This is a genomic window from Leucobacter aridicollis, from assembly GCF_013409595.1.
GTDB lineage: Bacteria > Actinomycetota > Actinomycetes > Actinomycetales > Microbacteriaceae > Leucobacter > Leucobacter aridicollis.
Genome location: NZ_JACCBD010000001.1, coordinates 3562050 through 3573416, shown reverse-complemented (window position 1 = coordinate 3573416; position 11367 = coordinate 3562050). Strand labels below are relative to the sequence as shown.

General features: G+C 68.5%; 12 protein-coding genes. 8 read left to right on the top strand and 4 right to left on the bottom strand.

Annotated features, from left to right (window positions below; translation table 11 throughout):
• Positions 1 to 282, top strand: a 282-nt coding sequence (locus BJ960_RS16410; protein WP_185988066.1) for a MarR family winged helix-turn-helix transcriptional regulator, incomplete at its 5' end; no start/stop codon positions are given.
• A gap of 74 nt (positions 283 to 356) precedes the next feature.
• Here the strand turns inward: BJ960_RS16410 and BJ960_RS16405 are convergent.
• Entirely contained in the window at positions 357 to 1952 is a 1596-nt protein-coding gene (locus BJ960_RS16405; RefSeq protein WP_185988065.1) for an AMP-binding protein, read from the bottom strand.
• Between the two features lie 209 nt (positions 1953 to 2161).
• On the opposite strand from BJ960_RS16405, the gene BJ960_RS16400 reads away from it, so the two are divergent.
• Positions 2162 to 3379 (top strand): PucR family transcriptional regulator, encoded by a 1218-nt coding sequence (locus BJ960_RS16400; protein ID WP_185988064.1) that lies wholly within the window; start codon positions 2162 to 2164, stop codon positions 3377 to 3379.
• On the opposite strand, the gene BJ960_RS16395 is transcribed toward BJ960_RS16400, so the two are convergent.
• Positions 3363 to 4292: an NAD-dependent epimerase/dehydratase family protein gene (locus tag BJ960_RS16395; protein WP_185988063.1), complete on the bottom strand. Its 930-nt coding sequence runs from the start codon at positions 4290 to 4292 to the stop codon at positions 3363 to 3365. The genes BJ960_RS16400 and BJ960_RS16395 overlap by 17 nt on opposite strands.
• A 188-nt stretch (positions 4293 to 4480) precedes the next feature.
• Here BJ960_RS16395 and BJ960_RS16390 point away from each other — a divergent pair, with 188 nt between their 5' ends.
• From BJ960_RS16390 to BJ960_RS16365, 6 genes are all read left to right on the top strand, one after another.
• Positions 4481 to 5095, top strand: coding sequence for a TetR/AcrR family transcriptional regulator (locus BJ960_RS16390; RefSeq protein WP_185988062.1), 615 nt, complete (start codon positions 4481 to 4483; stop codon positions 5093 to 5095).
• 9 nt (positions 5096 to 5104) lie between these two features.
• A complete protein-coding gene (locus BJ960_RS16385; protein WP_185988061.1) occupies positions 5105 to 5983 on the top strand; it encodes an exodeoxyribonuclease III in 879 nt (292 codons plus the stop codon).
• 182 nt (positions 5984 to 6165) lie between these two features.
• Complete coding sequence (locus BJ960_RS16380) at positions 6166 to 7350, top strand: CE1758 family FMN-dependent luciferase-like monooxygenase (protein WP_185988060.1); 1185 nt, start codon at positions 6166 to 6168, stop codon at positions 7348 to 7350.
• 42 nt (positions 7351 to 7392) lie between these two features.
• A complete protein-coding gene (locus BJ960_RS16375; protein ID WP_307814723.1) occupies positions 7393 to 7839 on the top strand; it encodes a MarR family winged helix-turn-helix transcriptional regulator in 447 nt (148 codons plus the stop codon).
• Between the two features lie 52 nt (positions 7840 to 7891).
• Positions 7892 to 8554 carry a CE1759 family FMN reductase gene (locus tag BJ960_RS16370; protein WP_185988059.1) on the top strand — a complete coding sequence of 221 codons (663 nt, stop codon included), beginning with the start codon at positions 7892 to 7894 and terminating at the stop codon, positions 8552 to 8554.
• A gap of 200 nt (positions 8555 to 8754) precedes the next feature.
• The gene (locus tag BJ960_RS16365; RefSeq protein WP_185988058.1) at positions 8755 to 9447 is read left to right on the top strand and encodes an apolipoprotein A1/A4/E family protein; all 693 of its coding nucleotides are present in this window, start codon (positions 8755 to 8757) and stop codon (positions 9445 to 9447) included.
• 60 nt (positions 9448 to 9507) lie between these two features.
• On the opposite strand, the gene BJ960_RS16360 is transcribed toward BJ960_RS16365, so the two are convergent.
• Both BJ960_RS16360 and BJ960_RS16355 read right to left on the bottom strand, forming a co-directional pair.
• Complete coding sequence (locus BJ960_RS16360; protein ID WP_185988349.1) at positions 9508 to 10809, bottom strand: MFS transporter; 1302 nt, start codon at positions 10807 to 10809, stop codon at positions 9508 to 9510.
• Between the two features lie 77 nt (positions 10810 to 10886).
• Entirely contained in the window at positions 10887 to 11336 is a 450-nt protein-coding gene (locus BJ960_RS16355) for a MarR family winged helix-turn-helix transcriptional regulator (RefSeq protein ID WP_185988057.1), read from the bottom strand.
• Positions 11337 to 11367: the final 31 nt, after the last annotated feature.

Here is an 11367-nt window from a genome sequence, read left to right as displayed (position 1 = left end):
CGGCTGTCCCGCCATCTGCTCTACAGCAGCGGCTCGGCGTCTCACCTTGTCGACCGCCTCGTGCAGCTGGGCTACGTGCAGCGCAGCAGAACCGAGGCCGACGGGAGAGCGGTCGAGGTGTCGCTCACTCCGGTGGGGGCTGAGCTCATCTCGAGCGCGCGCGCCATGCACTTCGCGGACCTCGAGCGCGTGTTCGGCCCGCTCGTTGGCGAGGACGAGCTACCGGGCCTCATCGCATTCGCGAAGCGAATGGCCGCGGCCCGGCCGGGCGACGCGGAGTAGGGCCAAATCGCGGCCGGTGGGCGACACGCGTGCGCGCCACCCGCCGGCCGCCACCCACCGGCCAGCCGCTGGCGCTAGCCCGCGAGACTCCGCTCGCGCTCACGCAGGTCCTTGCGCAGGATCTTTCCAGCGCTCGACTTCGGCACGGTATCGATGAACTCGACACGTCGCACCTTCTTGTATGGCGCGACGCGCTCGGTGACGAACTCCATTACGTCTGACTCCGCGAGCGCACTCCCCTCGGCCCGCACGACAAACGCCTTGGGCACCTCCTCGCCGTCTTCGACGGTGACACCGATGACCGCGGCATCCGCGATCTCCGGGTGCGTGAGCAGGAGCGCCTCAAGTTCTGCCGGTGCGACCTGGTAGCCCTTGTATTTGATGAGCTCCTTCGCGCGGTCGACGATCGCGTACCAGTCGTCTTTCGAGCGCACGGCGATGTCGCCGGTCCGCAGGAATCCGTCCTCGGTGATCGACTCGGCGGTCGCTTCTGGCTTGCCGAGGTAGCCCACCATCACGTTCGGACCCTTGACCCACAGCTCGCCGGGCTTCGTGAGCCCGTCCTCGCCGTACTCGGTGAGCTCCTCCCCGGTCTCGGTGTCGACGAGCTTGCACACCACGTTCGGGATCGACAGGCCGATCGAGGAGCGCGGAATGTCGGTGCGCTCCGCGGGGATGAGGTGCGAGACGGGGCTGAGCTCGCTCATGCCGTAGCCCTGCAAGACCTTCGTCCCAAGGCGGGCGGCGGCCCGCTCGGCGGTCGCGCCGTCGAGCGGCGCGGCGCCCGAAAAGAGGGTGCGCACGCTGGAGATGTCGTACTTATCGACGATGGGGTGCTTCGCGAGCGCGACCATGATCGGTGGGGCGACGAAGACGTATGTGCACTCGAACCGCTGGATGTTCTCGAGGAACTGGACGAGGTCGAACTTCGGCATCGTGACGAGCGAGGCGCGCGTGAAGAGCGCGATGTTCAGCAGCACCGTCATGCCGTAGATGTGGAAGAAGGGAAGCACCGCGAGTACCCGATCATCCCCGTTCAAGTCCATCACGTGGCGGCTCTGCTCGACGTTCGCGACGAGGTTGCGATGCGTGAGCATGACACCCTTCGGGATGCCAGTCGTCCCCGACGAGTACGGCAACACGGCGACCGTTGTCTGCGGGTCTATCGTCAGGTCGGGGGCAGGCTCGCCCGCGGTCAGCAGGTCGCGGAGGTTCGGGTGGCCCTCGGCGCCGTCGAGTACGACGAGGCGGTCGGTGGGGATCCCTGCAGCCTCGGCACCAGCCTGAGCCTGCGGGAGGAGCGGGGAGACCGTGAACAGCCAGGTCGCCTTCGCGTCGAGAAGCTGCTTCTCGATCTCGGCGGGGGTGTAGAGCGCGTTGAGGGTCGTCACCGTCGCGCCGGCGCGCAGCGCCCCGTGGAAGACCGTCGCGAACTCCGGAATGTTGGGGCTGAGCAGGCCCACGACAGATCCGGGCCCGACGCCCTGCGCCGCGAGCGCCCCAGCGACCGCCTCGATCTGGTCGCGCAACGTGCCGTACGTGGTTTCTGCGCCAGTCGCGGGGTTGATAAGCGCGATCCGGTCGAGCTCCTCGGGTTTCAGGCTCCCGAACAGGTAGTCAAAGATGCTGAGGTTCGGAATCTCGACGTCGGGGTGGTGGCTCTGGAACATACGGCTTCTCCTTTGAATGGCGTGTTGAGCGTCGCTGACGGTGGGCGCCCACTGGCCGAGCTGGAGCCGAGGCGCATTCCGGCCTGACCTGTGTACAGGCACAGTCTGGCGCGCCGGTGACCGCCCTGCCAGATGCGAGCGCTCAACAATTCATGCCTCGTACTGTGCAGTCTCACAATTTCGCTGGTCAGCGTGGCTAGACTCGCCACATGGTCACAACGGAGTCCGCGCACAGCCAGGCGTCAGCGCGCCCCGCGCCGCCGTGGTTCCTGCTGCAGATTTCCGCGAGACGTGAACGCCTCGTCGCGCGTGTTGTCGAGGAGATCGTGGCGAACGAGGCGGTGTACCGCGAGCACCGCGTCGGCGCGGAGCTCTACGAGATCGTCGAGGCGAACGTCACCGCACTACTCGCGGAGTTGTGCGGCGGCCCAGAGTCCGCGGCGCCCGCGCAGTGGGCGGGGCGCGCCAAAGCGGAGAACGGCATCTCCATGGCGAGCCTGCTCCACGCCTACCGGCTGGCTGGGCTCGCGGTGCTCAGCGACATCCGTGAGGTGACTGCGGGCACGAACGACACCGACGCCGTGTTCGGCGCCGTCTCGGAGCTCTGGCAGATCCTCGACAGGTACTCGATGCTCGCAGTGGACGCGTACCGCGAGGTCGTCGACGCAAAGGAACGCCGGAGCGGCCAGTCGAGCCGGCTGCACCTGCTCGCCCTCCTCTCCGGGACCGCGCACCCGGCCGACTCGGAGCAGCTCCTCGGGCTCCCGACGCCCGGCTGGTACACGGTGCTCGTCGCCGCGCTCGGCGGTTCGGGATACGACGCCACGCCCGATGCGGGGATCACAACCCGCGGCGCGACGGCCGTCTGGACGTTCGACGCGGGGATGCACACCGGCATCGTTGGCGCGCGCACCCGCGAGGGGCTCGAGGCGGCCCTCGACGAAATTGCCGCACACGCGGTCACGCGCACAGGCGCGAGCCGCCCATTCGAGCGGCTCGCCGAGGCGCCACTCGGGGCGGTCGAGGCCCGGCGCGCGATGCGGTGCCTGGCGCCGGATTCGCGCGAGCTGAGCCGCTACGGCGACCTGCCCCTTGAGCTCGCAATCTCGGCGGGGCCGGATGTCGCGCAGCAGCTCACCGCGTCCGTGCTCGGCGGCGTGCTCGCGCTCGGCGAGGCCGGAGCCCGCCCGCTCCTCGCGACCCTCGAGGCGTGGGTTGCTGCGGGCGGCTCGACCGCCGACGCCGCACGCCTGCTCCATTGCCACCGCAATACCGTGCTCTACCGCATGCAGCGCATCACGGAGCTCACCGGTCGGCGGCTGACGCATCCGGCCGAATCGGCAGAGCTCGTCGTCGCCCTGCGCGCGCTCAGGCTGCAGGGCGACACCGCGTCCGCGGAGGCGGCTCCGTTCAGTTCCGAGCGGTAACGCTCGCCGCCTCGTCGAACATCTCGAGGCCGAACAGATCCGCCATCGTGACCGGACCAAGGTGGGAGCGCTCGGCCGCTCGGATTGCGGCGAGCGCGGCGAGCTCACCCGTTGCGCGCGACTGGCCGGAACCTGAGGCCGCGAGCGTGACTCCGGTGCGCCTGTTTGTCGCGGCCACGCGCCACCTGTCGTCGCCCCAGTGCGGTGCGGCGGCGAGGATCCCGCGCAGCGCTGGCACCGCGCCGACGAGTGCGAGGCCCGCGGTCGCGACCGGGCTTCCGAGCGTGAGATAGCTGCGGATGCGCGCGCCAGTGCCGTCGAGCAGTAGGTGGTCGGGAAAGTCGGTGCGCAGGTGCGTTCGCGGTCTGCCGTCGATCAGGATCCGGCGCCGCTCGCGGTAGTTCAGCACCGGCGCGCCCTCCGGGGCCCGATACACCTCAGTCCCGGCGAGCGCCGCCGTCCATTCGACGGCCGCTGGCCCGTGCACCTCGCCTGTGCCGAGCAGCACCGAGATGTCGATGTCGTCACCAGGCCGCGGCTCGGTCGCCGAGGCGAGAATGGTGCTCGCTCCCGGCGCGATCCCTGCTCCAAGCACGAGCGTCGCGGCCCCCGCCGCCGCGCGCAGCTCGGCGAGGTAGGCAGTGTTGGCTGACGTGTCGACGGTGGGCACCCCCGTGAGGTCGCGCGCGAGCGCCGGATCCTCACGGCCCGAGGCGTCGATCACGACGTCGCAGTCGCCGGCGACTTCCCGCATCCGCTCGCGCCCGGCCGCGCTCGTCAGGTCGAGCTGCACCCCGCCTGGAACGGCGGACGCCCGGCGGCTGCCACGCACCGCCTCGTGTCCCCGCGCTTCAAGCGCGCCCGCCACGGCTGCACCGACGGCCCCGGTGCCGCCAAGCACGAGCGCCCTCACTCGGCACCTGCGACGTGCGCGCCCGGGGCGGTAACTGCGGCGGGCGGGAGCACCGCGACCAGAGTGACGAGGGGTGCGGTGTGTGGGTGAGGCAACATGACATTCTCCAAACGATCGTTTGGAGATGACACTATGGGGATCGTGGAGAAATTGCAAACGCTCGTTTGGAGTTGGGGTACGCTGGAGGCATGGCCTGGGACACCGAGCAGACACGCCGACAACTCCTCGATGCCGGCGCGACCCTCTTCGCGCGACACGGCTTCGCAGGGACGACGATGGATGCGATCGGGCGCGAGTCAGGCGTGAACAAGGAGCGCGTGTACTCCTACTTCGGCTCGAAGAGCGGGTTCTTCGCGGCGGTCCTCGACGACCAGCTCACCAACCTGCTCGACGGCCTCCCGGTCGCGGGATCCGGGCCGGGGGCGGTCGGGGACTACGCGCTCGCACTCTTCGACAGGCTTGAAGCGCGCCCAGGGCTCGCGCGACTGCTCGCCTGGGAGAGCCTTGAACTCACCGAGGCCGTGGCCCTCGACTGCCGCGCGCTGAGCTGCCACGACCTCGCCGCCGGGCTCGAGGCGGCTCTCCCCACCTCCGACCTCGCGCAGGCCGAGCAGCTCCTCCTCTCCATCGTGACGCTCGTCGTCGGGTGGTGGACCCTGTCCCGTGTGGCCGACACGATCCTCACCGGCGACACCACCCCCGAGACCCGCCGAGCCACGCTGCGGGCAGATGCCGAAGCACTCGCGGCGGCACGGCGCGCACCGCAGCACCCCTCACCCGCCAGCCAGGCACAACCCAGCTAGGCTTGACCCATGCGCATCGCTACCTGGAACGTGAACTCGATCCGCACTCGATTCGGCAGGGTCGTCGACTGGCTCCAGCGCGAGGATATCGATGTCCTCGCCATGCAGGAGATCAAGTGCCGCCCCGACCAGTTCCCCGTCGAGGCGTTCGAACAGGCGGGCTACCACCTCGAGATCAACGGCCTGAACCAGTGGAACGGCGTCGCGTTTGCGAGCCGCCACGAGATGACCGACGTCGCGCACGGCTTCGACGGCATGCCCGGCTTCGGCAAGCCGATCAAGGGGCAGGAGGGCGTCCAGGGCACCGGGCCGAACGGCCTGCCGCTCGAGGCCCGCGCGCTCGGCGTCACGGTGGGTGATCTGCGGCTCTGGAGCCTCTACGTGCCCAACGGCCGCTCGCTCGACGATCCGCACCTCGAGTACAAGCTCGAGTGGCTCGCCGCGCTTCGAAGCAACACCGAGGCGTGGCTCGACGAGGATCCTGATCTCCCGCTCGCACTCATGGGCGACTGGAATATCGCCCCGCTCGACGCCGACATGGGCGACCCGAGCTTCGTGCAGGGCCGCTCGACGCACGTCTCGCCCGCTGAGCGCGCCGCGTTTGAGTCGTTCGCGCCGTTCGTGAGCGACGTCGTCCGTCCGATCGTGCCCGAGGGCTTCACGTTCTGGGACTACAAGGCCGGCCGCTTCCCGAAGAACGAGGGAATGCGCATCGACTTCATCATGGGCTCGCAGGCGTTCGCCGACACCGTGACCGGCGCGAGTATTCACCGCGACGAGCGCCGGGGCGACGCCCCGAGCGACCATGTTCCCGTCGTTGCAGACATCGATCCGAGCCTGCTCGGCGGCACCTTCGAGGACGATTACGACCGCCCGATGGTGTTCTAGCGCCCCGACATCCGCACAGATTCCCGCCCGTTGCGGGCTCCTGAGAACGAATTTCTGGCGACGGGAATAGTTCCCAGGTTTCCTCGTTACATTTACATGCAAGCGCATATAAATGAGCGAAACGGGGCCCTCCCGGACACCGCGCTCGCGCACGACACCGCACCAACACCCAGGAGCACACCATGGAATTCGGGATCTTTTCCGTCTCTGACGTCACCCGCGACCCAGTCACGGGAGACACCCCGAGCGAGGCCGCACGCATCAAGGGCCTCGCGACAATCGCGACGCACGCGGAGGAGGTCGGATTCGACGTCTTCGCGGTCGGCGAGCACCATAACCCGCCGTTCTTCTCGTCAAGCCCCACGACATTCCTCGCCTACCTCGCGGCGCAGACCAAGACGCTGAAGCTCTCCACGAGCACGACGCTCATCACCACGAACGACCCCGTGCGCATCGCCGAGGAGTACGCGATGCTGCAGCACCTCGCCGACGGCCGCATGGACCTCATGCTCGGCCGCGGCAACACCGCACCCGTGTACCCGTGGTTCGGCAAGGACATCCGCTCCGCGCTGCCGCTTGCACTCGAGAACTACAACCTGCTGCACCGCCTCTGGCGCGAAGACGTCGTCGACTACGAGGGCAACTTCCGCACGCCGCTGCAGGGCTTCACCTCGACCCCCCGGCCGCTGCATGACGTCCCGCCCTTCGTTTGGCACGGTTCGATCCGGACCCCGGAGATTGCCGAGCAGGCCGCGTTCCACGGCGACGGCTTCTTCTCGAACCACATCTTCGCACCGTCCGCGCACTCGCTCCGCCTCGTGAACTTCTACCGTCAGCGCTACGAGCACTACGGACACGGCAAGGCGAAGCAGGCGATCGTCGGCCTCGGTGGCCAGGCATACGTCGCGAAGAACTCGCAAGACGCGCTCCGCGACTTCCGTCCGTACTTCAACGAGGCGCCCGTCTACGGCCACGGCCCGTCGCTCGAGGACTTCATGCACCAGACGCCGCTGAGCGTCGGTAGCCCGCAGGAGATCATCGACAAGACACTGTCCTTCCGCGAGATGTTCGGCGACTACCAGCGCCAGATGTTCCTCGTCGACCACGCCGGCCTCCCGACCGACACCGTGCTCAAGCAGCTCGATCTGCTCGGCTCGGAGGTGCTGCCGGTGCTGCGCGCCGAGCTCGCGAAGCTCCGCGACCCCGAGGTTCCCGAGGCTCCGTCACATGCGGATCTCGTCAAGGCCAAGTACGGTGATGCTGAGCCCCGCGAACCCCGCCCGAACCCGAACCGCGGCGACAACGTCACCGGCGGCTCGCCCTACCAGGACAGCCCGGCAAAGGCCGGCTCTGCCTTCGGCCTGTAGACCCCGCCCCACACGCTTGCCACCCCAGAGAGGACCACGACCGTGAGCAGTCATCGAACCGATATCCGGCTCGCCAACGAGGCCTGGGAGTCGCTCATGACCGCGCACGCGCGCCTCTCAAGCGACTTCAGCGCCAAGCCCATCTGGGGCGAGGCAAGCATGCGCGAGTACGACGTGCTGTACACGCTCGTCAAGCGCGGCGAGGCGATGCGCCTGTGTGACCTTCAGGAAGAGGTGCTGCTCAGCCAGCCCGCCCTGTCACGGATGGTGGATCGCCTCGCAACTCGCGGGCTCGTCGTGCGCAAGCCGGACCCCGAGGACGGGCGGGCGAAGCTCATCGAGATCAGCGAAGAGGGCGCGCGGGTGCAACGCGAGGTTGGGCGCGCCCACGGGCGCGACATCGGCCAGGCCATGCGCGCGCTCTCCCCCGACGAGCTCCGCGAGCTCCAGCGCCTCACTCAGAAACTCATCGCGTCGCGCTCGACCTAGCCGCGAGCGTCATATACCGGTTTTCGACTTCAGAACGCAAGAAAGCAACATCATGGCAGACACCAAGCAGCTCGTCATCGTTAACGCTGGCACAAGCGACCCCTCGACCACCCGGCTCCTCGCCGACAGGGCAACCACCAAGACGCTCGCTGAAGCAGAGCGACGCGGCATCGCGATGGAGGCTCGCGTCATCGACCTCCGACCGCTCGCGGGCGACATCACCGCTGCGCTCACGACGCAGCTCGTCTCGGCAGAGCTTGAGCGAGCCAGCGAGATTCTGCGCGACGCCGACGCGATCATCGCCGCAACTCCGGTATACAAGGCAGCGGCGAGCGGGCTGTTCACCTCGTTCTTCCAGGTGCTCGACAACGACCTGCTCATCGGCACGCCCGTGCTGCTGGCGGCGACCGCGGGCAGCCCCCGCCACTCGCTCGTCGTCGACGATCAGCTCCGCGGATTCTTCTCCTACCTGCGCACCGTCACGGCCCCGACCTCGCTCGTCAGCTCGCCCGAGGACTGGAACAGCAGCGAGTTCGGCAAGCGCGTCGACCGCGCGGCGACCGAACTTATGGCGCTCGTCGCGGGTGGGTTCCGTGAGAATGCGCGCGGTGAGGGCTGGGAGGCGTACCAGCACTCATACGGCAGCGCTGGCGGGACAGAGCTCGGCATCAACCTCGACTCCGATCTCATGCGGCTGGCGGCTGGCGGGCGCTAACGGGCCTGACTCCGCCGGCCGCGCCGAGCACCCGCGGCATCGCGAGCTGCAGCCGCGACGCGGACCCGCAGCGTTCTCCCCACCCGTGACCACCCCGGTCCGGGTGGGGAGTTTTCCACAGATGTGGCCTATTCTTGCCCATTCTCACCGCAACAGGCGTAGCGTAAACGCAACCTGGTCGCGGCAAGAGGAGGGTATTCGTGCAGTATCTCGACGCGCTCGCAAGCCTGCTCGGCATCGCCCTCGCCGCCGCGACCCTCGGCGGGCTCATGGCGCAAGGCTTCCGCCGCCTGGAACGGCGGATCGGGTCGCGGCTTGACGGGGCCATAGCAGGCCTCGACGCGAAGCTGACGAGCCAGATGGTCACGCTCTACGTAAAGCTCACGGGCCAGATCGACGCGCTCGACGTGAAGCTCACCGGCATGTTCGACGGGCTCGAGGTGAAGCTCACCGGCATGGTCGACGGGCTCGACGTGAAACTCACAGGCCAGATCGACGCACTCGATGCCAAGCTCACCGGCAGGATCGAGGTGCTCGACGCGACACTCACCGGCAGGATCGACGCACTCGACGCCAAACTCACCAGCAGAATTGATGCCCTCGACGAAGAGTTCACCTTACGAACCAGCGCGCTCGACGACACACTCACTGCACGAATCACCACGCTTGACACGAAGCGCACCATCGGGACCGACGCACTCGACGTCAAGCTCACCGGCAGGATCGACGCACTTGATGCCAGATTCGCGACGCGGTTCGACGGGCTCGAGATTCGTCTCGACGCCGTCGACGCGCGCCTGGAGAAGCTCGATGACCGCGTGTATGTGCTCGCTGCCCGGCTGGGGCAGACCCTCGAAGACCACGCGTCAGCGAACACGCAGGCCGCTCCCTAACTCATGCCGGGCCGACGCCCGCGGGACGACCGGCGCGTCCCGCCGAGCGCCGCGACACCGCTAGCTCGCGTCACCAGCGCCGATCGCCTGCGCCTCGGCAAGCTCAGGCTGTGGCTCGTTCGCGCCGCGCTCGGCCCCGATGTGTGCAAGGTGCTTCCCCATCAGCGCGAGCACGAGGATCGCAACGACGACCGCGGCAGCGCCCATCCAGTACGGGACGGGTACGCCGAGCGCCGCGGCAACCGGCCCCGCGATCGCCGGGGCGATCGCGCCGCCGATGAAGCGCACGCCCGAGTAGGTTGACGAGGCGACGCTCCGCGGCAGATCCGTCGCTTCCATCACTGCCTCCGTCAGCGCGGTATTCATCACGCCGAGCAACAGCCCGCTGACGATCACGAGCGAGACCAGTGCTGGCAGGGACGCAACGAACACGCCCAGCAGACCAAGGCAGACCGCGAACAGCGCGAGCGTCGCAAACAGCACGGGGCGAAGGCCGAGCCTGCGCGTGAGCACGGGCGCGACGACCACGGAGGTCAGAGCGAGCGCAAGACCCCAGCCAAAGAACACGAGTCCGAGTTCGTGCGCCCCGAACTCCATCCCTGCCGCCTGCGCTGCGGCCTCGACGGGATAGGGGCTGTATGCGAGCAGCGTGAAGAAGCCGAAGTTATAGCAGACGGCGACGAGTGACAGTGCGAGCAGCGCCGGGTGGCGGAGCGCGCGGAAGCTCGCGGTCACCGAGGGCGCCGCCGCCCGCGCAGCCGCCCGCTCGGCCGCGCTCTGCTTGGGGAATCGCAGCAGTACGAGGATCGCGACGAGCGCGATCGCCATCAGGATCGCCGTACCAAAGAACGGCCCACGCCACGAGATCTCGCCCAGCGCACCGCCGACGAGCGGGCCGATCGCCATGCCGATGCCGAGCGCGGCCTCATACAGCACGATCGCCTGACGCGATCCGCCCGACGCTGCTCCGACAATTGCGGCGAGCGCGGTCGAGAGGAAGAGCGCGTTGCCGAGGCCCCATCCTGCCCGGAACCCGATGATCGCATCGACCGATCCTGCGAGGCCAGCGAGTCCAGCGAACACGACAATGAGCGTGAGCCCTGCGATGAGCGTCCACTTCACGCCGATCCGCCCTGAGACCCAGCTCGTGAAGAACATCGCGATGCCGGTGACAAACAGGTAGCTCGTGAAGAGCAGCATGGTCTCGCTCGGGGTGGCGTCGAGCGCGGCACTGATCTTGGGGAGGATTGGATCGACGAGGCCGATCCCCATGAAGGAGATGGCGCAGGCGAAGGCGATCGCCCAGACGGCCGTTGGCTGCCGGAAGAGCGAGGGTCGGGGCTCGGTGGTATTCGTAAGGATTCCTTTGGCTGTGTGGTCGGGTGTCTGTGGGTGTTGGGGGTGGGCCCGCGGGGCCGTCACGCCGTCCGCACGGTGGGCTACACCTCGTCGGCGATGTGGAGCATCAGCTCGGCAGCCCGCGCGAGGACCGCGCGGTCGGCGTCGCTGAGGCGCGTCAGCACCGGGGTAACGAGCGCCGCTGCGCCCTCCCGGTAGGCGGCGAGCGCGCTCACGCCCGCGTCCGTGACGCTGACGAGGGTTGCGCGCCCGTCGCGCGCATCGGGCGCACGCACGACCCATCCTTCGCCCTCGAGCCGCTGCACGAGCGTGGTCATGGTGGGCTGGGTGACGCGCTGCGTCTGCGCGAGCTCGGTGATCCGCGACGCGCCATCCCGCTCGAGGTCGGCGAGGACGCGCCAGGCAATCGACGAGTAGGTGACGCCCGGGATCCTGCTGGACGAGCGCGTGAAGCGCGCAGCGGAGCGGACGAGATCGAGCGCGAGCGCCCCGTGTTCGGGCGTCGGCTGGTGGGTCTGCGGTTCGGTCACGGTACGAGTATACAGATTTTACATAGTACTG

Bases quoted from the DNA above. Each gene is read 5' to 3' on its own strand.
- BJ960_RS16380 (WP_185988060.1), top strand. From the start codon at position 6,166: ATGGAATTCGGGATCTTTTCCGTCTCTGACGTCACCCGCGACCCAGTC.
- BJ960_RS16370 (WP_185988059.1), top strand. From the start codon at position 7,892: ATGGCAGACACCAAGCAGCTCGTCATCGTTAACGCTGGCACAAGCGAC.
- BJ960_RS16400 (WP_185988064.1), top strand. From the start codon at position 2,162: ATGGTCACAACGGAGTCCGCGCACAGCCAGGCGTCAGCGCGCCCCGCG.
- BJ960_RS16405 (WP_185988065.1), bottom strand. From the start codon at position 1,952: ATGTTCCAGAGCCACCACCCCGACGTCGAGATTCCGAACCTCAGCATC.
- BJ960_RS16390 (WP_185988062.1), top strand. From the start codon at position 4,481: ATGGCCTGGGACACCGAGCAGACACGCCGACAACTCCTCGATGCCGGC.
- BJ960_RS16385 (WP_185988061.1), top strand. From the start codon at position 5,105: ATGCGCATCGCTACCTGGAACGTGAACTCGATCCGCACTCGATTCGGC.